Consider the following 22,993-nt stretch of genomic DNA (forward strand, 5'->3'; position numbering starts at 1 on the left):
ATGCGTGGCGAAGGACCTCTAAGATATCCCGGAGCGAAATCGAACTTGGCAGCCTATGTGGCAGAGTTTATTGAAACGAACTGCTTGGTAGGTATTGCGTTTTGCGAGCCTTTTGCAGGCTCTGCTGCGGTTTCTCGCCATTTGCTTAGCAAAAATCTCGTTGACCACGCCTATCTATATGAGATCGATCCTGGACTATATAGCTTTTGGAAATCTGCTTTTGACAACACCGACGAGCTCATAGATCGTGTCTACTCCACCAAAGCGACCTTAGATGAATTCGACCGACAGACAGCTGTTCTATCCGACAGAGGGGAATCGAATTTCCGCACGCTGGATAAAGGTTTCGCCTTTCTTTTTTTAAACAGAACAAGTTACTCGGGCATTGTCGGCGCTGGCCCTATTGGTGGACGATCTCAAGCGTCAGATTACCCAATCGATTGCCGCTATAATGCTCGGGCCCTCGCAAGTCAGATCCGTGCGCTAAGCCTGATCGGTCCTAGAGTGACCGTCTCAAACTCGGACGGCATCGCGGCAATATCGGAAGCGGGTCCGAATATTTTTATCTACGCAGATCCGCCTTATTTTTCGAATGGCAAGAAATTTTATCGGGACTATTTCAAAGTATTTGACCATTACAGGCTACGAAAAGGATTGATTAATTCTCGAGCGCACTGGCTTCTTAGCTATGACTACGACCACAAGGTTGAATACCTTTACAGAAATATTCCGTCGTCGATAATCTCGCTTTATCATAGCGCCCGGGCAGCAGGAGCCAAAAAGGAACTTCTTGTTTCACCGTTGGGCTTCAACAGGCGCGTAGCCGAAACTGTTATGGATTTGCCACTTGTCAGCTTGGCTTAGTGGCCATCCTCGCCGTCATCGCACATTAGTCCTCCTCGTCGGACCGAACGCGCCAGCAGCGGCCCGGAGGATAACGAAAGGAAGGGAGGCGGCCGGGGGCGGCAAAAGCGGGATCACCCCTCAGCGCTCCTAATTCCGTCGTTCCGACCTCTGAATATATTCAGCTTTTCCGGCTCGCGCGCCAATCAACCCAGCACGGTTTCCCGCCGCCGTATAATCCCCCGGTCCCGTTCCGGGGCGGATCGGCCCGGGAGGGGCGTATGGATGGGATCGAGGGACGCCGGCCCTATGGGGACGAGGGCGAGGGCGGGGGCTATGGCGAGAGCGACGGCGGGGGCGACTATTTCGACCGGCGCCTGACCAACGAGGACTTCGTCGATCCGCCGCGCCGACCCTCCTGGGATGGGGCGTCCCAGGACGAGGCGCCGCGGGATGAGGCGTCGCACGAGACGCGGCCGCTGTATGACGGGCGGCCCGTGCGCGATCCCTATGACCGGGGCGGCGGCTATCGCCGGGCCTCGGACGAGGCGTGGGCGGCGGCGCGCGACGACTATCTGGCCGGCGACACGGCCGAGACGGTCAGCGCCCGCTACGGCATGGGGGTCAGCACCTTCCGCCTGCGCGCCCGGGACAAGGGCTGGCGGCGCATGGACCAGGTCGATCCCCCCTATGATCCGCTGGACCTCAACGAGGCGGCGGACGGCCCGGCCGACTATGGCCGGATGGCGGAGATGGCCCGGATGCGGCTGAACCGCGCGCTGGAGGCCGGCCGCGCCGTCGAGGCGGCGCGCTGGATGCGCCTGCACCTGGGTCTGACGGCCCTGGCCCGGGATGTGTCGCCGGCCCCGCCGCCTGCGCCCCCCACGCCGGAAGCGCCGCCGGAAGCGCCGCCGCCCGCCCCGAAGGAACCCGACCTCGCCGCGCGCGCCGAAGCCCTCGCCCAGCAGATCTGCGTCATCGCCCAGGAAGCCGCCGCCCTGAAGCCCGGCGACTACGCCGGCCGCGACGCCCTGATGGCCCGGATCGACGCGCTGGACGACCTGGAGCCGGCGGTGATTTCAGACAGAATAGACAATTCAGACGGTGTTTTTTCGGCCGCGGAGTCTGAAACCCCTCTTCCTTCTCCCCCTGCGGGAGAAGGTGGCCCTTAGGGTCGGATGAGGGGTCGGTTCGGCCTCGAAATCTCGGCCATCCGGTGACGGCCTAACCCCTCATCCGACCTAGCTTCGCTCGCCCACCTTCTCCCGCAAGGGGAGAAGGATCACCCGCGCCTAGACCTCCGACGCGATCTTCCTCAGCGCCTCTTCGAACACCTGGGCCGGCTGGCCGCCGCTGATCAGATATTTGCCCTCGACCACCACGGCGGGGACCGAGCTGATGCCGCGCGACCGCCACAGGTCCTCGGCCGCGCGCACGGCCTGGGCGTAGCGGCCCGAGGCCAGGACCTCGCCCGCCTCGGCCCGGTCCAGGCCGGCGGCCTCGGCGGCGGTGGTCAGGACGCCGGCGTCGGTCAGGTTGCGGTTGTCGGTGAAGTGGGCCGTGAACAGGGCCTGTTTCAGCGCCTTCTGCTTCTCCGGCGCGGTCTCGTGGGCCCAGTGCAGCAGGCGGTGGGCGTCGAAGGTGTTCCAGATGCGGCTGTCGTCGGTCATGCGCATGTCGAAGCCGACCTCGGCGGCGCGGTCGCGGATCATGGCGCGGTTGGCGGCCGACTGTTCCGGGGTGGCGCCGTATTTGCGGCCGATATGCTCGACGATGTTCTCGCCCTCGGGCGCGATCTGGGGGTTCAGTTCGAAGGGCTGAAACGCAATATCGGCGCCGATCCCCTCGCCCTCCAGCCTGGCCAGCGCCGTCTCCAGCCCGCCCAGGCCGACCACGCACCAGGGGCAGACCACGTCGGAGACGAAGTCGATCTTCAGGGTCTTCATCGGCACGGCTTGGGTCATGGCGGGGGCCTTCTGGAACAGCGGGTGTTGCCAGAATATGGGAAGCAGCCCCCCGAACGCCAGACTGTCTCCTCCCCATGAAATGGGGAGGGGGACCCCGAAGGGGTGGAGGGGCTCTGGACGCCGCACAGGCGCCGGGGATGCGGTAAAGACCCCCTCCGTCACGGCGCGAAGGGCGCCGCGCCACCTCCCCGCTGCGCAGGGAGGAGACAGCGGGCCTCAGCCGACCTTCAGATCCCGCGGCGACCGGATCCGGCGCCAGCGCGCCTCCACGAAGGCGAAGGCGCCGAAGGCCATCAGCCCCGCCGCCGTCAGGCCCAGGATCCACGAGCCGCCGGGCTGGGCCTCCAGCGCGTCCAGCGCCGCCGCCGTCGTCGTCACCTCGCCCGAGCGCGCGTGCAGCCCCGCCAGAACCACGAACACCCCCAGCGGCAGATAGGCGAAGCCCCGCGCCCCATACCCCGCCCGCGCCAGGGCCGTCGCCGGCCGGCGCACCGCCTCGGGACAGGCCAGGGCCGCGTCGAAGTCGTCCCGGAAGGCCCTGACGATATTGCCGACGCCGACCGCCAGCACCACCAGCCCCGCCGCGATCAGCAGCAGGCCGCCGAACGGCAGGTCCAGGATCCAGGCCGCCTTCTCCTGGTTTTCGGCGATGCTCTCGGCCCGTTCCGCCGCCTGGCTGGTCGCCTCGCCCGCCTCGTCCAGATACTCGAACACCCCCGCCGCCAGCAGGCCGTAGAACAGGCCGCTGGCCGCCTGGCCCGCCCGCGTGGCCCAGCCCTTCAGGTCGGTTCCCTCATGGTCCGCATCGAACACGGCCTGCAACAGCCGCCAGCCGACGAAGGCCCACAGGCCCAGGCCCAGCAGCACCAGCCAGACCCGCCCGAACGGCTGCTCCGCCAGCCAGCCCGCCGCCCCGCCCGTGCCGACCGCGTCGCCGATCCTGTCGGTCGCCGCCAGCAGGGTCAACGCCCCCGCCGACAGATAGACGAAGCCCCGGGCCCCATAGCCGACCCGCGCCGCCCCCTCGATCAGGGTCGTCAGCTTGGGGATGCGGCGCGTGGCGGGGATACGGCTGCGAATGGTCCGGCCGAAGCCGGCGGCGGCGTGACGAAGACGGGGGGCGGACATGACGGCTCCAGCGCGGCGGAGCGGTTCAACGCGCCCGCCCACCGATAGCTCCCTTTAGGCCGCCTGCGCCGCCGGCAGCTCCAGCACGACCTTCAACCCGCCCATCTCGCTGTCGCCCAGGGTCAGCCGCCCGCCATAGGCCCGCGTCAGGTCCTCGACGATCGACAGACCCAGGCCCGAGCCGGGCGCGCTCTCGTCCAGCCGGGCGCCGCGCTTCATCACCGTCTCGCGCTGGTCGGCAGGCAGGCCGGGGCCGTCGTCCTCGACCACCACAATCATCTGGCCCAGGCCGCTGGCCCCGGCCGAGACCCGCACCCGCCGCATGGCGAACTTGGCCGCGTTCTCGATCAGATTGCCCAGGATCTCCTGCAGGTCCTGACGTTCGCCCAGGAAGGCCAGGTCGTCGGGCGCGCGCCAGTCGATCTCGGCGCCCTTGTCGCGGAAGACCTGCTCGATCATGACCGCCAGCTCGTCCAGCACCTCGGGCACGGGCGTGGTCTCGCCCAGGCCGTGGGCGGCGCGGGCGGCGGCGCGGGCGCGGCGCAGATGGTGGTCGACCTGGCCCTGCATGACCCGGGTCTGGCGCCGCACCAGTTCGGGCAGCGGGCCTTCCGCAGTCCCCGCCTCGGCCAGCATGACCGAGATCGGGGTCTTCAGCGCATGGGCCAGGTTGCCGACATGGGTGCGCTGGCGCTCGACCACCTCCTGGTTATGGTCCAGCAGCCGGTTGACCTGCTCGGCCAGGGGCTGGATCTCCAGCGGATAGGACCGTTCGATCCGCGCCGCCTGGCCGTGGCGCACGGCCGCGATCTCGTTACGTAGATCGTACAGGGGCCGCAAGCCCACCTGAACCTGAATGAAGACCGCCGACACCAGGATGAAGCCCAGGATCAGCAGGGCGACCCAGGTCAGGGTGGCGAACTGGCGGGTGTCCACGTCGACGTTGGACCGGTCGATGGCGGCGAAGAAGACCACCGGCGTGGTCCGTCCCGGCAGGGACTTCATGCTGGCCGCCACCCGCAGCGGCTCGCCCGCCGGGCCTGTGGCGTTATAGGTGATGGTCTGGCCATAGGCGTCGTCCAGCCGCCCCGGCAGGTCCGTCGGCACTGTCAGGTCCTCGCCGTACAGCGAGTCCGAGCGGGTGATGATCCGTAGCCCCCCGGCCGGGGTCGGCTCGGCCGTCATCCAGTATTTGCCGGAAAACACCCGCAGGGTGGGGGCGTCCATGATCTGGGGCGTCAGAACCTTGCCGCTCGCCGTCACCGTGCGCACCACCAGCTCGTCGGTGGTCTCGCTCAGCACGTTTCCCAGGCGGCGCAGGGCCGATTCCTGGAACTGGTTGGTCAGGACGAAACCGGTCGCCACCAGGGCCAGCAGAATCCAGCCGGCGGCCAGCCAGATCAGCCGCCGCGTCAGCGACTTGCCGGGCCGCCCGAACCAGCGGCCCCAGCCGCCAGGCGGCGTCCGCCGCGCCCCAGCCCCCGCTTCGGTCATTGCGGCGTGATCACGCCGCCTCGGATTCGCCCGTCAGGGGCGCCAGGCGATAGCCCAGGCCGCGGACGGTCTCGATCCGGTCGGATCCGATCTTCTTGCGCAGCCGGCCGATAAAGACCTCGATGGTGTTGGAATCCCGATCGAAATCCTGATCGTACAGATGTTCGACCAACTCCGTGCGGCTGATGACCCGGCCCTGGTGCATCATCATATAGTGCAGCAGCCGGTACTCCAGCGAGGTCAGGCGCAGGGGCTCGCCGTTGACATTGGCGCGGGCCGCGCGCGGATCCAGCCGCAGGCCGCCGCACGACAGGGTGGCGGAGGCGATGCCGGCCGACCGGCGCAGCAGGGCCCGCAGGCGCGCCAGCAGTTCCTCGGTATGGAAGGGTTTGGTCAGATAGTCGTCGGCCCCGGCGTCAAAGCCCGACACCTTGTCCGACCATGCGCCGCGCGCCGTCAGGATCAGGACCGGGGTCGCCTTGCCCTCGCGCCGCCAGCGCTCCAGCACGGAGACCCCGTCGATCTTGGGCAGGCCCAGGTCCAGCACGATCACGTCATAGGGTTCGGTGTCGCCCAGGAACCAGGCCTCTTCGCCGTCGGCGGCGTGATCCACCGCATAGCCGGCGTCGGCCAGGGCGCCCTTCAGCTGACGCGACAGGTCGGCGTCGTCTTCAACCAGCAGGACACGCATCTTCAGTCTTCTCCCACCACGCGGCCCGAACGGGCGTCCACGCGAATATCAGCGACCCGCCCGCCGGGGTATTCCCAGCGCACCACCACCGTGTCGCCGCGCGGGCTGACGCCCAGCATGCGTCCGTCGCGGCCGGCCCCGACCCGACGCACCACGGCGCCCAGATCGGCGCGCGGCCCGTCGGCCGAGGGTCGGTCCCGCGAGGGGGCGTCGCGGCGCTGATCCTGCTGCGGACGCTCTCGGTCCTGGTCGCGCGACTGCGCCAGGGCCTGGGTCGCGGGGACCAGGGCCATCAGGGCGGCGATCAGGAGGGCGCGGGTGCGGTTCATGAAGTCGCTTCTACGGGGCCGGCTCTGAACAGCCGCTGAACGGGGTGTTTGGAAACGGGCGATACGGCCGAAAAGCCGCACATCCGTCGCATCTATAACAGAGATCGCGCGAACGGGCCTTCCTGTGCCGAAAAGATGAACGCTGACTGAAACGCGGCGTTCAGATCGGGCTCAGGCGGGAGGTGGCTTTCTGGGGACATCGCAGCCCAGCCGGGTTGCCCGCACCAGAAGGAACGATCCGATGCTGAACAAGAAGGCCTTCCTGCCCGCCCTCATCCTCGCCGCCGCCGCGTCGGCCGCCCTGCCCGTCGCCGCCCAGTCCTATGGGCCGTCCCATCACGCCCGACCGCCTGTCCATCATGCGGGTTACGGAAACTGGCAATCGATCAACGCCCGCCAGGCCAATCTGGACCGCCGCATCGACCAGGGCGTCCGCTCGGGCCAGCTCAGCCGCCGCGAGGCCACCCGCCTGCGCGGAGAGTTCAACGGTCTGTTGCGGCTTGAGGCCAACTATCGTCGCGGCGGCCTGACCGCCTGGGAACGCACCGACCTGGACCGTCGCTTCGACCGTCTCTCGGCCCAGATCCGCAACGAACGCCACGATTGGGACCACCGTCGCGGCTGATCCTCCGCGGGCATCCTCGGGCTTGACCCGAGGATGCCCGCGGGGGTGACGGGCGGGGAAGTCAGGCGACCTCGACCACCTTCAGCTTGGGCTTCTTGAGCTTGGAGGTCTTGGCCGGGCGGACCGCCTTCTTGGCGGCCTTTTCGGCCTTCTTGGCTTCCTTCTCGGCCAGTTTCGCAGCCTTCTTGGCGGCCTTGGCCTCGGCCTTGGCGGCGTCGGGGGCGGCGTCGGCGGCGGCGGCCAGTTCGGCCAGCTGGGCCAGGAAGGTCTCGCGCTGGCCCTTGGGCAGCAGGGCCATGATCCGCTTGTCGGCGGCCTCGACCAGCGGCCGGGCGGCCTCGAGCCGGGCGGCGCCCTCCGTGGACAGACGGACCGCCTTGGCGCGGGCGTCCAGGGTCGAGCGTTCGCGCTCCAGCAGGCCCTTGGCGGTCATGCGGGTGACCAGGTCGGCCAGGGTCGAGCGGTCGATGCCGGTCATCCGCACCAGTTCCGTCTGGGTCAGGCCGGCCTTCAGCGAAGCGGCCTCAAGCACGGCGAACTGGCGCTGGGTCAGGCCGTCGGCGCCCATTTCCTCGGAATAGATGTCCAGCGCAAGTTGCAGCGCGCGGTGCATCAGATGGCTGGGCGAGGTGGCCAGAGGCCCGACCTTGCGCAACGCCTTGCCAGACTTGACCATATCGACCGTCCCCCGAGTGTCTTTCATCCGCATGCGTACCAGCAGCGTTTTAAGATTTGACGCGAGACGTATGTCACTTTCGCGACATTCCGTCTGTAGGCTCCCGTGGTTCCGTCGGACGCGCGCTACATTCCCGTGTCGGGAGAAATGGGGCCGGGCTCTTCGTCCTTGGTCATGTTCTTCATGATGAGCGGCACCTGGGACAGGCCGAAGATCGAGGCGGCGATCCACAGGACCCCGCGGAAACTGGTCCAGACGTCGTTCGGATTTGGGGTGTCGCGGCCCAGGGCATGCCAGAGGGCGGTCACGGCGGCGGGGCTGCGGAAGATCTCGTTCAGGATCGCCACCGCCAGGAAATACAGGCCGTAGCGCAGGGTCAGGGTGCGCCAGGCGGCGTCATTGACCTTGATGGCCGAGCCCAGCAGGGCCTTGAACGGATATTTCTTCAGCGGGATCGACCCCAGCAGGATCACCGCCAGCAGGCCGTTCTGCACCGTCAGCTTCAGCTTCACATAGAGGTCGTCATGGGTGAGGACGGTCAGCAGGCCGAACACCAGGGCGAACAGGCCGGTGATCAGCGGCAGGGGGGCGAACCGCCGCTCCACCGCATAACCGATGATCAGGGCCAGGCCCGAGGCGCCGACCAGGACCCAGGTCGCCAGGATCATGTCCCGGCTGACGAAATAGCTGATCATGAAGGCGGCCAGGGCGCCGAAATCGACGAGCTGGCGGATCCACTGGCGGTTCTTCTTCGGTTCGGGAGAAGCGGTCGTGTCGGTCATGTCAGTCTTCCAGTCCCACCAGCGAGCGGGAGAAGGCGCGGGCGTCGAAAGGTTGCAGGTCGTCGATCCCCTCGCCCACGCCGATCAGCATAAGCGGGGCGTCGGACGCCTGGGCCACGGGCACCAGCACCCCGCCGCGCGCCGTGCCGTCCAGCTTGGTCATGACGATGCCGGTGACGAAGGCGGTGCGGCCGAAGATCTGTTCCTGGGCCAGGGCGTTGCGGCCGACCGTGGCGTCCAGCACCAGCAGGGTGTCGTGGGGGGCCGCCGGATCGATCTTCTTCAGCACGCGCACGATCTTGAGCAGTTCGTCCATCAGGGCCGACTTGTTCTGCAGCCGGCCGGCCGTATCGACCAGGACGACGTCGAACCCCTCGGCCCGGGCCTTGGCGTAGGCGTCGAAGACCAGGCCGGCGGCGTCGGCGCCGTCGCGGCGGCTCTCGAACTCGGCGCCGGCCCGGTCGGCCCAGACCTTCAGCTGTTCGCGGGCGGCGGCGCGGAAGGTGTCGCCGGCGACGATCATCACCTTGGCGCCCTTGGCCGTCAGGTCGGCGGCGATCTTGCCCAGGGTCGTGGTCTTGCCCGAGCCGTTCACCCCGACGAACAGGACGACATAGGGTTTGGGCCCGCTCAGCGGGTCGAAGGTCGCCTGGCGCGGCGAAAGCTCGGCGGCGACGGCCTCGGCCAGGGCCTCCTTGACCTCATGTTCCTGGGCGTCCTTGCCGAACTTCAGCGCCCGGAAGCGTTCGACGATCCGGGCCGAGGCGGCGGGGCCGATATCGCTCTCCAGCAGATGCTCTTCCAGCTGTTCCAGCGCCGCCTCGGACAAGGGTTCCTTGACGAAGCTGGCGACGACCTGATCGGTCATCTGTTTGGAGGAGCGCGAGAGCCCCGCGGACAGGCGCTGGAACCAGCCCTTTTTCGGCGTATCGGTCATCGGATGGCTTTAGCGGCGGCGGAGGCCGACGTCATCCGCATTCGCATGCAGACGGCGGCCTGCGTCATCGGGCGCCGGGGCGGGGATTTCAGACTCTAGGGCGAAAAAACAGAGTCCAAATAGTATGAATCGTCTGAAATCCGCCCTCTCCGCTGCGCTCGCTCCTCGACCAGAGACTATGGGGCCGACGGGCGCCCAGGCTGGGAAAAGACCCCGAGAATTCGACAAGACCTTGAATCCATTGGCCGAGGACCAGCGCCATTGTGACAGTTGGCGGATGGGGCGCGGCGCCGACACGGCAGAAACGGCCGCTTGCAGCGCCAGAACGACACACATACATTACATATACGAATCATATAGTCCGGAGTCAGGCCTTGGGCATCGTCAATATCGAGGACGCGCTGCACGAACAACTGCGTCGCGCCAGCAAGGCCTCCTATCGGTCCATCAACGCCCAGGCGGCCTTCTGGATAAGGATCGGCCTGTTGTGCGAGACCAATCCGGGCCTGACCTTTCAGGACCTGGTGGCGCGTGAGCTGAAGGCGGCGGGCGTGGACGCGACGGCCCTGATGGACGCCCCGGCCCTGACCGGCGCGGCTGCATGACCAAGACCCCCGCCGAGGTCGAGTTGATGGCCGAGGCCGGGCGCCGGCTGGCCTCGGTCTTCACCCATCTGGACGGGCTGGCGCTGGCCGGCATGACCACGATGGAGATCAATGACCGCGTCGAGGCCTTCATCGTCGATGACCTTCAGGCCCGGCCCGCCAGCAAGGGCCAGTACGGCTATGGGTTCGTGCTGAACAGTTCGCGCAATGAGGTCGTCTGCCATGGCGTACCGTCGACGGACGAGGTGCTGAAAAGCGGCGATATCGTCAATCTGGACATCACCCTGGAGAAGGACGGCTTCATCGCCGATTCCAGCAAGACCTATCTGATCGGGACCGTGGGGCCCCAGGCGCGGCGGCTGGTCCGCACCACCTATGAGGCGATGTGGAAGGGTATTCAGGCCGTGCGGCCGGGGGCGAAGCTGGGCGACATCGGCTTCGCCATCGAGCGGCACGCCAAGAAGGCCGGCTATTCGGTCGTGCGCGAATACTGCGGCCACGGCATCGGCCGCGAAATGCACGAAGACCCCCAGGTGCTGCATTTCGGCAGGGCGGGCACGGGCGTGACCCTGCGCGAGGGCATGGTCTTCACCATCGAGCCCATGCTGAATCAGGGTCGCCGGACGGTGCGGACCGAGGACGACGGCTGGACCGTGGTGACGGCGGACGGGATGCTGTCGGCCCAGTTCGAACATACGGTGGCGGTGACGGGCGACGGGGTGCGGGTGCTGACATTGCGGCCCGAGGAGAAGCGGGCGGCCTAGCGCGAAGTCGTCACTTTCGATGCTCAGTTGCGCCCCCGCATGCTAGAGTGGGGTGAAAGACGCTCAGACGCGTCTGAACCCGAGGCTTGATGCTCACACTGGGCGTCGCGACGGGATCGGAAAGGGAGGCCCATGGCTCCCGCATCTCAAGATACAGACATCGGTTCCGCCCTGGCTCTGGCGGTCATTTCGGTGTCCAGCGCCCCGCTGCTGCTGATGGACGAAGCGTTCGACATCGTCGCGGCCAGCCAATCCTTCCTGATGGAATTCGGGCTGGACGGCGATGCGGTGGTCGGGCGGTCGATCTTCGACCTGGGCGGCGGGGAATGGAACCTGCCCCGGCTGCGCTCCCTGCTAGGCGCGGTCGGTTCCGGCGGGGCGGAAGTGCCCGACTATCAGTTGGACATGCCGTTCCGGACCGCCGCGACCCGCAGCCTGAAACTGAACGCCAAGCGCCTGGTCTTTTCCGACACCCAGCCCGTGCGCCTTTTGCTGACCATCGTGGACGTCACGGCGGACAAGGCGGCCCAGAGGAAGATGGACGACCTGGTGCGGCAAAAGGAGGTTCTGCTTCAGGAGGTTCAGCACCGCGTCGCCAACAGTCTGCAGATCATCGCCAGCGTGCTGCTGCAGACCGCGCGGAAGACGGAATCGATCGAAAGCCGCGCCCATCTGACCGAGGCGCACAACCGCGTCATGTCGGTGGCCGAGGTCCAGCGCCAGCTGTCCTTGAATCAGGTCGATAAGGTCGCGCTGAAACCCTATCTGGCGCAGTTGTGCGGCAGTATCGGCGCCTCGATGATCGCCGACCATGATCTGGTGCGGATCGAGGTCAGCGGCGACGCCAGCGCCCTGGACGCCGAGGTCTCGGTCAGTCTTGGCCTGATCGTCACCGAACTGGTGATCAACGCCCTGAAACACGCCTTCCCCAACGGGCGGAAGGGCGTTGTCAGCGTGGATTTCCAGTCGCTGTCCAAGGATTGGGATCTGACGATTTCCGACGACGGCGTCGGCATGCCGAAGAACCCGGACGATTCAGAAGCCGGCCTGGGAACCGCCATCGTCAAGGCCCTGGCCAGCCAGCTCGACGCCACGATCACCGTCAAGGACCTGGACCCCGGCACGGAGGTCTCGGTGCTGCATCGCAAGACCGACGAAGAGACGGCGGCCGCGCCGACGGTCTAGGCGCGTCGGCAGGCGACGTCGGACGGGGGGATTCTCTCCCGTCGTCATTCCGGCCTATATGAAGGCTGACGACCGGCGCGCGCCGGGATGAACGGACGACCCCATGGCCGAGCCCCTGCCCTTCCATTCCCCCAAGACCCACGGCTTCGTGCGGGTGGCTGCGGCCACGCCCGTCAGCCATGTCGGCGATCCGAAGGCCAACGCCGAGGAGCACCTGGCCCTGATCCGTCAGGCGGCCGACCAGGGCGTGGACCTGATGGTGTTTCCGGAGCTGTCGCTGTCGGCCTACGCCATCGACGACCTGCATATGCAGGCGGCCCTGCTGGACGAGGTGGAGCGCCAGATCGCGGTCATCGCCCAGGCGACGGGCGAGCATGATCTGGTCGCCGTGGTCGGGGCGCCGATCCGCAACGGCGACGCCCTGTACAACTGCGCCGTGGTCATGGGGGCGGGCGAAGTCTTAGGCGTCGTGCCCAAGACCTATCTGCCCAACTACCGGGAATATTACGAGAAACGCTGGTTCGCCCCGGCCACGGCCCGCGCCGAGGACGTGATCCGGCTGAACGGCGAGACGGTGGACTTCGCACCCGGCCTGGTGTTCGAGGCGGTCAACCGGCCGGGCTTCGTCTTCGCGGTCGAAATCTGCGAGGACTACTGGGCGCCCCTGCCCCCCTCGACCCGGGCGGCCCTGGCGGGCGCGCGCATCCTGCTGAACTTGTCGGCCTCCAACATCGTCATCGGCAAGGCTGACGAGCGCGCCATGCTCAGCGCCAGCCATTCGGCCCGCACCCTGTCGGCCTATGTCTTCACCGCCTCGGGCTGGGGTGAGAGCACCACCGACTTGGCCTGGGACGGCCAGGCGACCATCCACGAACTGGGGTCGAAGCTGGCCGAGGGCGAACGCTTCGCTCTGGAGAACCATCTGACCCTCGCCGACGTGGACGTGGACCGGATCGGCCTGGATCGCCTGAGAAACGGCACCTTCGCCGAATGCGCCCGCGTCGAGGGCGAACCTGCAACCGTCGTGCCCTTCATGGCCCGCGAGGACGCGGTCGAGAGCGAGCTGATCCGCCCGCTGGACCGTTTCCCCTTCGTGCCCGATGACGCCGGACGGCTGGATCAGGACTGCTACGAGGCCTTCAACATCCAGGTTCAGGGCCTGATGCGTCGGATGACGGCGACGAAGGCCGAACGGCTGGTGATCGGTGTCTCGGGCGGGCTGGATTCGACCCAGGCCCTGCTGGTCGCCTGCCGCGCCTTCGACCGGCTGAACCTGCCGCGGACCCAGATCCTGGCCTATACGATGCCGGGCTTCGCGACCTCGGACGGGACCAAGTCCAACGCCTGGGCCCTGATGAAGGCCCTGGGCGTGACCGGGGCCGAGATCGACATCCGCCCCGCCGCCGAACAGATGTTCAAGGACATCGGCCACCCCTATGCCGCGGGCGAGCCGGTCCATGACATCACCTTCGAGAATGTGCAGGCGGGGCTGCGGACCGACTATCTGTTCCGGCTGGCCAACCAGAACCGGGCCTTCGTCCTGGGCACGGGCGACCTGTCGGAACTGGCCCTGGGCTGGGCCACCTATGGCGTCGGCGACCATATGAGCCACTACAACGTCAACGGCGGGGTGGCGAAGACCCTGATCCGCCATCTGATTCGCTGGGTGGCCGACCGCGAACTGGTCGGCGCCGAGGCGACCCCGACCCTGCGCGCCATCCTGGACACCGAGATCTCGCCCGAACTGGTCCCGGCCAGGGACGGCGTGATCCAGTCCACCGAGGGAACGGTCGGCCCCTATGCGCTGAACGACTTCTTCCTGTTCTACATCAGCCGCTTCGGCCTGAAGCCGTCCAAGGTCGCCTTCCTGGCGCACCAGGCCTGGAGCGACGCCGGCGCCGGACATTGGCCCGCGAACACGCCCGACGACGAAAAGGTCGAATACGACCTGGCGACCATCAAGGCCTGGCTGCGGAAATTCCTGATCCGCTTCTTCCAAACCGCCCAGTTCAAACGCTCGGCCCTGCCGAACGGGCCGAAGGTGGTGACCGGCGGCTCCCTGTCCCCGCGCGGCGACTGGCGCGCGCCTTCGGACGGCAATGCGCGGGTCTGGCTGGACGAACTGGACGCCAACGTCCCGGATTGAATGTCTCCTCCTCGCTTGGCGGGGAGGAGACCACGCAAAAATCCCGCATCTCGAGTGTGGATATTTGTCGGCCCGCTCGCTAGAAGCTTCGCCATGACCGAAGACGTGACCAAAGACTCGAACGGCAACATCCTGGCCGACGGCGACAGCGTGACCCTGATCAAGGATCTGAAGGTCAAGGGCTCGGGCGGCGTGACGCTGAAGCGCGGGACCCTGGTCAAGAACATCCGTCTGACCGGCGACACCGACGAGATCGAGGCCAATGTCGACAAGGTGCGCGGCCTGGTCCTGCGCGTCGAGTTCGTGAAGAAGGCCTAAAGCCACTCTTCCCAATTGGCCCTCTTCCCAATTGGGACGTCAGCCGCCATCTAGCGGCCTATGACCGACACCCTCGCCGCCCCCGTTTCGACCGCCGCAACCGGCAAGATCCCCGTCACCGTCCTGACCGGCTATCTCGGCGCGGGCAAGACCACGCTGCTGAACCGCATCCTGACCGAGGATCACGGCAAGCGGTACGCCGTAATCGTCAACGAGTTCGGCGAGATCGGCATCGACAACGACCTGGTGGTCGGCGCCGACGAGGACGTGTTCGAGATGAACAACGGCTGCGTCTGCTGCACGGTGCGGGGCGACCTGATCCGCGTCGTCGCCGGCCTGATGAAGCGCCAGCGTCCCGGCAAGCCGGCCTTCGACGCCATCATCGTGGAAACGACGGGCCTGGCCGATCCCGGCCCGGTGGCCCAGACCTTCTTCGTCGACGAGGACGTCAAGGCCAAGACCCAGCTGGACAGCGTCACCACCCTGGTCGACGCCAAGCACGTGATGGCGCGGCTGGACGACTCCAAGGAGGCCCGCGAACAGGTGGCCTTCGCCGACCGCATCATCCTGAACAAGGTCGATCTGGCGACGGCGGAAGAGCTGGACGCGGTCGAGGCCCGTCTGCGGGCGCTGAACCCGCTGGCGCCCATCGTCCGCGCCGAACGGTCGAACGTGCCGCTGGATCAGGTGCTGGGCCTGGGCGCCTTCGACCTGGAGCGGATTCTGGAGGTCCAACCGGACTTCGCCAACCCGCCGCACGGCGCGGACGGCCATGTGCACGACGAGCACTGCGGCCACGACCACCACCATCATGACCACGACCACGGGCATGATCATTCGCACGGCGACCATTCCCATGACGCCCATTCCCATGGCGCGAGGGGTCACGCCCACCAGGACGACATCAAGGGGATTTCCCTGTCGCTGGACCGTCCGCTGGACGGCGCCAAATTCACCGCCTGGCTGGACCGGCTGCTGGGCGAACAGGGTCAGAATATCCTGCGCGCCAAGGGCATCATAGACGTCCAGGGCGAGAACCGCCGCCTGGTCTTCCAGGCCGTCCACATGATCCTGGAGGGCGATCTGCAACGCGAATGGGGCGAGAGCGAACGCCGCTGGAGCCGCGCCGTCTTCATCGGCCGCGAACTGGACGAGGCCGCGCTGCGGGCCGGGTTCGAGGGTTGCGCGGCGTAATCAAGCCTTCTGCAAGGTTGACCCACAGAATCAGATGATTCAAACAAGGCAAGGGCCGCATCAAAAGACGCGGCCCCGCCCCTAGTCTGCCGACCCTTTGCCGACTGCTGACCGGATCGACGGGCATGTCAATCCGGTCACCCCCGGGCAACGAATCGCCCGCCGTGGTGCTAATTCGGCAGGATTCAAGCGATCCGGCAATAAACTATCGCTCAAATCCGCACAGAACCCTCGGATAAAACTCCGAATGTTCTTGGAACGTTCAAGGCGCACACGGGCGCAACAAGCCCGACCTTAGCGTCGCTTCGGCTCAGCCCTTCTCGAACAGCTTGTTCCAGCGGCGCTTGTCGCGGGCCTTCCAGGCGCCGCGGTGGTAGGCGTCGGAGCCGATCAAGGGGACGACGGTGGTGGCTTCGGCGAAGACCATCTGTTCGTGGGTGGTCTGGACCTTGCCCCAGGAGGCGGCCTCTTTCAGCGTCGAGGAGGAACAGGCGCCGTCGCGGACATCGGCGACGGTGATCTGGACCGCATAACGGTGCATCTCCGCCTCGACGCCCAGGATCTCGGCGCAGACCACGGTGTCCTGGGCGAAGTTCTTGGGCACGCCGCCGCCGACCATGAACAGGCCGGTGACGCCGGCGGCGATCTTGATGTCGGTCAGTTCGCGGAAGTCGGCGATGGCGTCCAGCATCAGATAGGCTTGGCCGGCGGCCGCGCGTTCCTTCTGGTGCTTGACCAAACCAAAGCCGGCCGAGCTGTCGACGAAGGCCGGGCAGAAGATCGGCACGCCTTCTTCATAGGCGGTCTGGATCAGCGAGCCGGGCTTCTTGGCGTTGCCCTCGCTCAGCCACTTGCCCATCTCCCAGATGAACTCACGGCTGGAATAGCCGCGCGGCTCCAGCCGGTTGGCGATCTCCAGGATGGTGTGGTCGCAGGCCTGAAGCTCTTCCTCGTCGATATAGGTGTCGTAGATCCGATCGACGTAGTTCTCGCGCAGGACGTTGTCGTCCACCTCGCCGGCCGCCTGATAGTGTTTGAAGCCCAGGGCCTCGAAGAAATCCATGTCCACGATCGAGGCGCCGGTGGCGACGACCGCGTCCACCATGCCGAACTTCACCATGTCGCGGTACACATGCATGCAGCCGCCGGCCGAGGTCGAGCCGGCCAGGATCAGCCACGGCGAGCAGTCCTTGTCCTCGATGGCCATGGAGAAGATGTCGGCGGCGCGGGCGGTGTCGCGGCTCGAGAACGACATCTTGCGCATCGAGTCGATGATCGGGCGCGCGTCGAAGCTGGTGATGTCGACATGCTCGACGACGTTCTGCAGCAGCTGGGCCTTCGTATTGGCTTGAACGGGAGCGTTCATTTCGGAGGTTTCCCTTTGATTTGAGCGCCCGTCATTCAACTGACCGCATGTCGGGACGGCGCGACCGACGCGAGGCTACTTAATCTCCACTGAACCGTTTGAGTTCAGCTTTGATGACATCAATCTCGCCAACGGCCTCATCGACACCGTCCAGCGCCCATTGCTGGATACGGTTGTACCCAGCATGGACCTTACGAATATACTCCGAACACGCCTCAAGCCGAGCCTTGTCGGAGTGTGCAGCATCGATCACAGCCTGAGCGTCGTTCAATGCCCGCATGTTGGACATGAGGTGCTTCATCACATCTTCAAGCACATCCATCCGACCGAGATAATGATCAGAGCGGGCCTTAGCCGATCGCGGCCCTTCTTCCACTATCTGCGGCTCTTCTTGCGCTGACCGGCCTTACCTTTCGGACGTGACAGACGCACGACCTTGCGGGCGTTCTCCTCGGCCGTGGTGCGCACGGTGGGGATGGAGCGCGGCGCCAGGCCGTAGAGCGAGGCCATCGGGGCGTCTTCGACGATGGCGATGTCGTGTTCGCCATAGCCGTTGAAGCCGGTCGACATGGCGACGCCATAGGCGCCGAGCATGCCGATTTCGATGAAATCGCCTTCGCGGATGTCGGCCGGAAGCCAGAACGGACCCGGCATGTGGTCGATCGAGTCGCAGGTCGGACCATAGAACTGGAACGCCTTCAGCTCGGACGCAGCCTCGCCGTCCCGGACCAGTTTGGTCGGGAAGGGCCAGCGCGAGTGGGTCGCGTCGAACAGCGAGCCGTAGGAGCCGTCGTTCAGATACAGGGCGTCGCCCTTGCGCAGGTCCACACGGGCCAGGATCGACGAGGATTCGGCGACGATGGCCCGGCCGGGCTCGCACCACAGCTCGGTCGTTTCCGACACCGGCATCTCGTTGAAACCGCGATGGATGGCGTCGGCGTATTCGCTCATGTCCGGCGGCACCATGCCGGGATAGACCGAGGGGAAGCCGCCGCCGACATCGACGATGTCCACGATGACGCCCGCGCGGCTGATCGAACGGCCGACCTGGGCCATGGCCGCCTGATAGGCGGTGGGGCGCATGCACTGGCTGCCGACATGGAAGCTGACGCCCATCAACCCGTCCTTGACCGCCTGACGCGTGGCCAGCAGCAGGGCCGGGGCCTGGTCGGCGGGAACGCCGAACTTGCCCGACAGGGTATAGGCGGCGCCGTCGGCCGAAACCGCCATGCGCACGATCAGATTCAGGTCGTCCGCGCCGCCGGTGGCGTCGAGGATCTTGTTCAGCTCATCGACGCAGTCGAGCGAGAAGGTCCGCACGCCGTGTTCGAAATAGGCCTTGGTGATCGCAGACCGGCTCTTGACCGGGTGCATGAAGGCCAGGCGAACGTCATGGCTGACCGAACGCACCAGTTCGATCTCGGCGATGGACGCCACGTCGAAGCCGCGAACCCCGGCCTCGATCAGGGTCTCGATGACCCAACGCGACGGATTCGCCTTCACGGCATAGAAGACGTCGGCTTTTAGATTATCCTGGAACCAAAGCGCCGCTACGGATACCGAACGCGGTCGCACGAGGGCGACGGGACGTTCAGGGGACCGCTCACGGACCAGGTCCAGGGGAAGCTGATACGTGCGCAATTCACGTAACCCCCTGCTAATTGTGAAACCCAGACCGGCGTTAGCAGCGCTTAACGGTTAGACCACGGGGTCCGCCGGAAGCCGCGATATGGGGGCATCGGACTGTCATGTAAAGGGGTTTTTTCGTGGCGGGGCCTGGGTTTGGACTGTCACAAATCCCCCGCGACAGTGTCACAGCCCCCCCAGGGGCGCAACCTTGGCCTTTTCACGCCGTTGATGAACGGGAGGCGTGAATGAATCGATGGCTGTTCCTGTGGCGCAAGACGCGGCGCCAACTGTGGGTGCGGGCGACCGCCTACGCCGTCTTCGGCTTGGCGGCCTCGCTGCTGGCGGCGGCCCTGTCGCCCTGGGTGCCCCAAGACATGGCCGAGCGCCTGGGCGGAGAATCGGTCGAATCCATTCTGACCATACTGGCGTCCAGCCTGCTGGGCGTCGCGACCTTTTCGGTCGGGGCCATGGTGACGGCCTATACGTCGGTGTCGTCCGCCGCCAGCCCCAGGGTCGCGGCCCTGGTGACCAGCGACGAGGAAACCCAGAAGTCGCTGGCGACCTTCGTCGGCGCCTTCCTGTACGCCGTCGTGTCGGTGACGGCGATCAACGCCCATTATTACGGCCAGAACGGCCGGGCGATCCTGTTCCTGTTCAGCCTGGCCATGGTCGGGCTGGTGGCGTTTCGCCTGCTGGCCTGGATCAACCGCCTGTCCCGCCTGGCGCGGGTCGGGCACATGATCGAGCTGGTCGAGTCCTATGCGCGGGATGCGCTGGAACAGCGCCGTGACCTTCCGCGACTGGGCGGCCGGGCGGGCGGCCTGGAAAACGGCGCCGTCGTCGTCGCCCCCGCCACCGGCTATGTCCAGAACGTCGATCCCGACCGGCTTCAGACCCTGGCCGAGGCGCGCGACTGTCAGGTCGAGGTCGTGGCTGCGCCGGGCGCCTTCGTGCGGCGCGGCGGGGTGCTGGCGCGCATCAGCCTGACCGCCTGCGACGACACGGCGCAGGCCGACTTCTGCTCGGCCTTCGCCTTGGGCGATTCCCGGTCCTATGATCAGGATCCGCGTTTCGGCCTGATCGTGCTGGGGGAGATCGCCGCCAAGGCCCTGTCTCCCGGCGTCAACGATCCCGGAACGGCGATCCAGATCATCGGCGCGGGCGTCCGCCTGCTGGACGTCTGGACGGGCGACGCCTGTCCGGAAAAACAGCCCCCGCATCGCGACCGGCTGTTCGTGCCGGGAATCGCCGAAGCGGATCTGCTGGACGATGTTTTCGGACCGGTGGCCCGTTACGGGGCCGGAGACGTCGCCGTCGCCGTGCGGCTTCAGAAGGGCCTGAAGGCTCTGGCGACGACGCCGGCCCTGGCCGGGGCGGTGGAGGTTCTGGCCCGCGAGGCGCTGGACAGATCGCGCGTCGCCCTGCCGATCGCCGCCGATGTCGCACGGGTCGAGGCGGCGGCCGAGGCCGGCTGAACGGGTCGGGTCTGGACGAGATTGCGCCTGCCGTGCGATTAAGACTTGCCCAGAAGCCTTTGTCGCGTCATGCGGCGCCCGTTCGCCACAGCCTCCCAGCGAGTTCATGACCTCATCCGCAGCCGCCGTCGCCCCCGGGCTTGTTCTGGCGCGTGACGTGTCGAAGACTTTCGGATCGCGAAAGGCGCTGGACGGCGTCTCGATCTCCGTGGCCTCGGGCGAGATGGTCGCCCTGATCGGTCCGTCGGGATCGGGCAAGTCCACCCTCCTGCGCTCCATCACCGGCCTGCAGTCGATCGATCCCGGCAAGGGGACGATCAGCGTCTTTGGTGAAACCGTCCAGAAGGACGGGCGCGTCACCGGCGCCGTGCGCCAGGCGCGCGGCAAGCTGGGCATGATCTTCCAGCAGTTCAATCTGGTCGGGCGTCTGAGCCTGTTCTCCAATGTCATGCTGGGCGCCCTGGGGCGTCTGCCGGCCTGGCAGGGTCTGCTGGGCCTATGGCCCCAGGCCGACAAGGATCGCGCCATGGCGGCCCTGCACCGGGTCGGCGTCAGCGACTACGCCGGGCAGCGCGCCAACACCCTGTCGGGCGGCCAGCAGCAGCGTGGCGCCATCGCCCGCGCCATTGTTCAGGGCGCCAAGGCCATCCTGGCCGACGAACCCGTCGCCTCGCTGGACCCGGTATCCGCCCGCAAGGTGATGGAACTGATGGTCGAGTTGAACCGCCGCGACGGCATGGGGGTGATCGTCACCCTGCACCAGGTCGACTACGCCATCCGCTACTGCGACCGCGTCATCGCCCTGCAGGGCGGCAAGATCGTCTATGACGGCCCCGCTACAGGCCTGGATCAACAGCGCCTGATCGATATCTACGGTCCTGAATTCGAGGACGCGTTCTGGGAGACCAAGGCATGAGCCAGTTTCAAGCGTCCTTGACGCGCCGCTTCATGTCCAAGGCCGGGGCCGCCGCAATGGGCGCCGCGATGATCCTGGGTCTCGCCTCGTGCGGCGGGGGCGACGAGAAGACGGCCGTCGGCGCCATGCCGGCGGAACTGACCTTCTCCATCCTGTCGGCCGAGGGCCAGGCCTCTTCGGGCCCGCTGTGGCAGCCGCTGCTGGACGATATGTCCAAGGCCGTCGGCGTGCCGGTGAAACCCTTCTTCGCAGGCAACTACAATGTCCTGATCGAGGCCATGCGGTTCAACCAGACCCAGGTGGCCTGGTTCTCGGCCAAGCCGGCCCTGGAAGCCGTGGACCGCGCCCAGGGCGAGGTCATCGCCCGCATCGTCGATCCCGAGGGTCGCGACAGCTACACCTCGACCCTGATCGTGCGCAAAGGCTCGGGCGTCACGCTGGACAAGGTGCTGGCCTGCGGCAAGCAGTATGACTTCGGCATCGGCGACGCCCAGTCCACCTCGGGCACGCTGGCCCCGCTGACCTTCCTGTTCAATCCGCGCGGCATCGTGCCGGCCCAGTGCTTCAAGACCGTGCGCTCGGCCAGCCACCAGGCCAACGCCTTTGCTGTCGCCACCGGCGTGGTTGACGTGGCCACCTCCAACTCGGTCAACACCGTCTTCATGCGCCGCGAGAACCCGCAGCTGGCCTCGCAGATCGAGGACATCTGGGTGTCGCCGCCGATCCCGGAATCCGGCATCGTCATCCGCGAGGATCTGGATCCGGCGCTGAAGGAGAAGCTGCGCAGCTTCTTCCTGACCTACGGCCAGGGCCAGGGCCCCGAGGCCGAGCGCCAGCGTCAGGTGCTGGCGGGCCTGAACTATTCGATGTTCCGCGCCGCCGACGATTCCTATCTGGACCCGGTGCGCGAGATGGTCGCCGACCAGAAGCTGACCGAAGCCAAGGCCAAGAACGACCCGGCCGGCGTCGCCGCCGCCGAGCGCGACCTGGCCGCCCTGCGCGCCAAGCGTGAGGTCCAGCCTTGACCGAAGCCAGCCTCGACATGGCGGCCAAGGGCGGCGTCGCCCCGACCGCCATTCCCTCGGCGCCGACCAAGTCGCTGTCGGCCACCCTGTTCGACCTGATGCTGTGGGGCGGTCTGGCGATCATCCTGATCGCCAGTTTCGGCAAGGTGGACATGCAGAATTTCGGCCGGCTGTTCTCAGGCTCGTCGAACATCTCCACCTATGGCGCCGACCTGCTGCGGCCCGACTGGGGCGCCATCTTCCCGCCCGGAGACTTCTGGACCTCGTTCACCCATGTCTTCACCCAGCCGACGACCAGTCTGGCGGGCCAGATGTGGCTGACGGTGCAGATCGCCCTGTGGGGCACCTTCCTGGCCGTCTTCATCGCCCTGCCCCTCAGCCTGATGGCGTCGCGCAACATCGCGCCCGGCTGGATGGTCTTCATCGTGCGCCGGTTCATGGACCTGCTGCGTTCGATCCCCGACCTGGTCATCGCCACCCTGTTCATCGTCGCCGTGGGCCTGGGCCCGTTGGCCGGCGTGCTGGCCCTGGCGCTGAACACCGGCGGGGTCCTGGCCAAGCTGTTCTCCGAAGCGGTCGAGTCGATCGACAAGGGACCGGTCGAGGGCGTGCGCGCCACGGGCGCCGGCAAGCTGCACGAGATCGTCTGGGGCGTCTTCCCCCAGGTGGCGCCGCTGTGGACCTCGTTCGCCCTGTATCGGTTCGAATCCAACAGCCGCGCGGCCACCGTGCTGGGCCTGATCGGCGCCGGCGGCATCGGCCAGACCCTGTTCGAAAGCATCCAGGCCTTCGACTATAGCCGCGTCGCCGCCATCGCCATCGTCATCGTGGTCGCCGTGACCCTGATCGACACCCTTTCCCAGGTCATGCGCAAACGCCTGCTGTAACGGCCGGCGAT

The 22,993-nt window shown here is 66.8% G+C and carries 24 protein-coding genes; 13 read left to right on the top strand and 11 right to left on the bottom strand.

The window, feature by feature from the left end; translation table 11 throughout:
- Together GGR11_RS09160 and GGR11_RS09165 are read left to right on the top strand one after the other, a co-directional pair.
- Positions 1–864 carry a DNA adenine methylase gene (locus GGR11_RS09160; protein ID WP_281380166.1) on the top strand — a complete coding sequence of 288 codons (864 nt, stop codon included), beginning with the start codon at positions 1–3 and terminating at the stop codon, positions 862–864.
- Between the two features lie 260 nt (positions 865–1,124).
- Positions 1,125–2,015, top strand: coding sequence for a hypothetical protein (locus tag GGR11_RS09165; protein ID WP_183196478.1), 891 nt, complete (start codon positions 1,125–1,127; stop codon positions 2,013–2,015).
- A 120-nt stretch (positions 2,016–2,135) separates the two neighbouring features.
- On the opposite strand, the gene GGR11_RS09170 is transcribed toward GGR11_RS09165, so the two are convergent.
- The 5 genes from GGR11_RS09170 to GGR11_RS09190 form a co-directional block, all read right to left on the bottom strand.
- Positions 2,136–2,807, bottom strand: a complete 672-nt coding sequence (locus GGR11_RS09170) for a DsbA family oxidoreductase (RefSeq protein WP_221205235.1) — start codon at positions 2,805–2,807, stop codon at positions 2,136–2,138.
- Between the two features lie 219 nt (positions 2,808–3,026).
- The gene (locus GGR11_RS09175) at positions 3,027–3,938 is read right to left on the bottom strand and encodes a DUF1206 domain-containing protein (RefSeq protein WP_221205236.1); all 912 of its coding nucleotides are present in this window, start codon (positions 3,936–3,938) and stop codon (positions 3,027–3,029) included.
- A gap of 54 nt (positions 3,939–3,992) precedes the next feature.
- Positions 3,993–5,432 carry a sensor histidine kinase gene (locus GGR11_RS09180; protein WP_183196479.1) on the bottom strand — a complete coding sequence of 480 codons (1,440 nt, stop codon included), beginning with the start codon at positions 5,430–5,432 and terminating at the stop codon, positions 3,993–3,995.
- Positions 5,433–5,442: 10 nt separating this feature from the next.
- Positions 5,443–6,123: a response regulator transcription factor gene (locus GGR11_RS09185; protein ID WP_008263586.1), complete on the bottom strand. Its 681-nt coding sequence runs from the start codon at positions 6,121–6,123 to the stop codon at positions 5,443–5,445.
- A 2-nt stretch (positions 6,124–6,125) separates the two neighbouring features.
- On the bottom strand, positions 6,126–6,452 hold the full coding sequence (locus GGR11_RS09190) for a hypothetical protein (RefSeq protein ID WP_008259736.1): 327 nt from the start codon (positions 6,450–6,452) through the stop codon (positions 6,126–6,128).
- A gap of 241 nt (positions 6,453–6,693) precedes the next feature.
- Here GGR11_RS09190 and GGR11_RS09195 point away from each other — a divergent pair, with 241 nt between their 5' ends.
- Positions 6,694–7,077: a hypothetical protein gene (locus GGR11_RS09195; protein ID WP_183196480.1), complete on the top strand. Its 384-nt coding sequence runs from the start codon at positions 6,694–6,696 to the stop codon at positions 7,075–7,077.
- Positions 7,078–7,138: 61 nt separating this feature from the next.
- Here the strand turns inward: GGR11_RS09195 and GGR11_RS09200 are convergent, their stop codons facing one another.
- The 3 genes from GGR11_RS09200 to ftsY form a co-directional block, all read right to left on the bottom strand.
- Positions 7,139–7,753, bottom strand: a complete 615-nt coding sequence (locus GGR11_RS09200) for a MarR family winged helix-turn-helix transcriptional regulator (protein ID WP_183196481.1) — start codon at positions 7,751–7,753, stop codon at positions 7,139–7,141.
- A gap of 125 nt (positions 7,754–7,878) precedes the next feature.
- A complete protein-coding gene (locus GGR11_RS09205; RefSeq protein ID WP_008264172.1) occupies positions 7,879–8,535 on the bottom strand; it encodes an inner membrane-spanning protein YciB in 657 nt (218 codons plus the stop codon).
- A gap of 1 nt (position 8,536) precedes the next feature.
- Entirely contained in the window at positions 8,537–9,472 is a 936-nt protein-coding gene (ftsY, locus tag GGR11_RS09210) for a signal recognition particle-docking protein FtsY (RefSeq protein ID WP_183196482.1), read from the bottom strand.
- 374 nt (positions 9,473–9,846) lie between these two features.
- Between ftsY and GGR11_RS09215 the strand changes: the two genes are divergently transcribed.
- From GGR11_RS09215 to GGR11_RS09240, 6 genes are all read left to right on the top strand, one after another.
- Positions 9,847–10,077, top strand: a complete 231-nt coding sequence (locus tag GGR11_RS09215) for a ParD-like family protein (protein WP_183196483.1) — start codon at positions 9,847–9,849, stop codon at positions 10,075–10,077.
- Positions 10,074–10,841 carry a type I methionyl aminopeptidase gene (gene map, locus GGR11_RS09220; protein ID WP_183196484.1) on the top strand — a complete coding sequence of 256 codons (768 nt, stop codon included), beginning with the start codon at positions 10,074–10,076 and terminating at the stop codon, positions 10,839–10,841. Before GGR11_RS09215 ends, map begins: the two co-directional genes overlap by 4 nt.
- A 132-nt stretch (positions 10,842–10,973) precedes the next feature.
- Positions 10,974–12,026: a sensor histidine kinase gene (locus tag GGR11_RS09225; protein WP_183196485.1), complete on the top strand. Its 1,053-nt coding sequence runs from the start codon at positions 10,974–10,976 to the stop codon at positions 12,024–12,026.
- 103 nt (positions 12,027–12,129) lie between these two features.
- Positions 12,130–14,172: an NAD(+) synthase gene (locus GGR11_RS09230; RefSeq protein ID WP_183196486.1), complete on the top strand. Its 2,043-nt coding sequence runs from the start codon at positions 12,130–12,132 to the stop codon at positions 14,170–14,172.
- Positions 14,173–14,265: 93 nt separating this feature from the next.
- Positions 14,266–14,490 carry an alkylphosphonate utilization protein gene (locus GGR11_RS09235; protein ID WP_008263608.1) on the top strand — a complete coding sequence of 75 codons (225 nt, stop codon included), beginning with the start codon at positions 14,266–14,268 and terminating at the stop codon, positions 14,488–14,490.
- A 60-nt stretch (positions 14,491–14,550) separates the two neighbouring features.
- On the top strand, positions 14,551–15,684 hold the full coding sequence (locus GGR11_RS09240; RefSeq protein WP_183196487.1) for a CobW family GTP-binding protein: 1,134 nt from the start codon (positions 14,551–14,553) through the stop codon (positions 15,682–15,684).
- 310 nt (positions 15,685–15,994) lie between these two features.
- On the opposite strand, the gene GGR11_RS09245 is transcribed toward GGR11_RS09240, so the two are convergent.
- The 3 genes from GGR11_RS09245 to GGR11_RS09255 form a co-directional block, all read right to left on the bottom strand.
- On the bottom strand, positions 15,995–17,050 hold the full coding sequence (locus GGR11_RS09245; RefSeq protein WP_183196488.1) for a 1,9-bis(guanidino)-5-aza-nonane synthase: 1,056 nt from the start codon (positions 17,048–17,050) through the stop codon (positions 15,995–15,997).
- Between the two features lie 79 nt (positions 17,051–17,129).
- Complete coding sequence (locus tag GGR11_RS09250) at positions 17,130–17,426, bottom strand: hypothetical protein (RefSeq protein ID WP_183196489.1); 297 nt, start codon at positions 17,424–17,426, stop codon at positions 17,130–17,132.
- Positions 17,426–18,691 carry a type III PLP-dependent enzyme gene (locus GGR11_RS09255; protein ID WP_035307304.1) on the bottom strand — a complete coding sequence of 422 codons (1,266 nt, stop codon included), beginning with the start codon at positions 18,689–18,691 and terminating at the stop codon, positions 17,426–17,428. The genes GGR11_RS09250 and GGR11_RS09255 overlap by 1 nt, the downstream gene beginning before the upstream one ends.
- Before the next feature lie 233 nt (positions 18,692–18,924).
- On the opposite strand from GGR11_RS09255, the gene GGR11_RS09260 reads away from it, so the two are divergent.
- From GGR11_RS09260 to phnE, 4 genes are all read left to right on the top strand, one after another.
- On the top strand, positions 18,925–20,154 hold the full coding sequence (locus GGR11_RS09260) for a DUF2254 domain-containing protein (RefSeq protein WP_183196490.1): 1,230 nt from the start codon (positions 18,925–18,927) through the stop codon (positions 20,152–20,154).
- Positions 20,155–20,260: 106 nt separating this feature from the next.
- Positions 20,261–21,070 carry a phosphonate ABC transporter ATP-binding protein gene (phnC, locus tag GGR11_RS09265; protein WP_183196491.1) on the top strand — a complete coding sequence of 270 codons (810 nt, stop codon included), beginning with the start codon at positions 20,261–20,263 and terminating at the stop codon, positions 21,068–21,070.
- The gene (phnD, locus tag GGR11_RS09270) at positions 21,067–22,095 is read left to right on the top strand and encodes a phosphate/phosphite/phosphonate ABC transporter substrate-binding protein (RefSeq protein ID WP_183196492.1); all 1,029 of its coding nucleotides are present in this window, start codon (positions 21,067–21,069) and stop codon (positions 22,093–22,095) included. The genes phnC and phnD overlap by 4 nt, the downstream gene beginning before the upstream one ends.
- On the top strand, positions 22,092–22,982 hold the full coding sequence (gene phnE / locus GGR11_RS09275; RefSeq protein ID WP_008258633.1) for a phosphonate ABC transporter, permease protein PhnE: 891 nt from the start codon (positions 22,092–22,094) through the stop codon (positions 22,980–22,982). The genes phnD and phnE overlap by 4 nt, the downstream gene beginning before the upstream one ends.
- Positions 22,983–22,993 lie beyond the last annotated feature (11 nt).

The organism is Brevundimonas mediterranea, assembly GCF_014196125.1.
In the GTDB taxonomy this organism is placed as follows: Bacteria; Pseudomonadota; Alphaproteobacteria; order Caulobacterales; family Caulobacteraceae; genus Brevundimonas; species Brevundimonas mediterranea.